The organism is Bradyrhizobium sp. CFUWI (assembly GCF_056429085.1).
In genome coordinates this window covers 1-385 of sequence record NZ_JBWJZE010000325.1, presented here as the reverse complement: position 1 = coordinate 385, position 385 = coordinate 1, and the positions used below count along the sequence as shown (strand labels likewise).

The 385-nt window shown below is 70.9% G+C and carries 1 protein-coding gene; it reads right to left on the bottom strand.

Annotated elements, in window-relative coordinates:
• On the bottom strand, nt 1-238 hold a 238-nt coding region (locus AC066S_RS40025), incomplete at its 3' end, for a rhodanese-like domain-containing protein (RefSeq protein WP_478272099.1).
• Between the last annotated feature and the right edge of the window lie 147 nt (nt 239-385).

Genomic DNA, 385 nt, shown 5'->3' with positions numbered 1-385 from the left:
TGTGTATAAGAGACAGCTCCGGCGCTGGGGCGCCGTCGTCGTACACCACCACGCGCACGCCGGTGCGCGGCACCAGGCGCCGCACGTCCAGTTCCAGCCGGCTCCAGGGCAGCGGCGTGGCGTAGAACAGATGGGCTTCGCCGTACTGGCCGTGTTCCCGCACGTCGAGCAGGGCGATTTCCTCGCCGTCGTGCAGCCAGGTCTTGAGCAGGGAAGGGGCGATGCGTTCGATCGTCATGGAGTGCGTGGCCGCACCGCGCCGGGCGGCGCCTCGCGGCGGCCGCACGGTCCGGATCGGCAATGAAAGGGTGGGGAAGGGAAGGAGGTGCCGGCGCCGGGTCAGCGGCGCGTCTGCACGCCGATGCCCATGGTCGTGCAGGTGCCC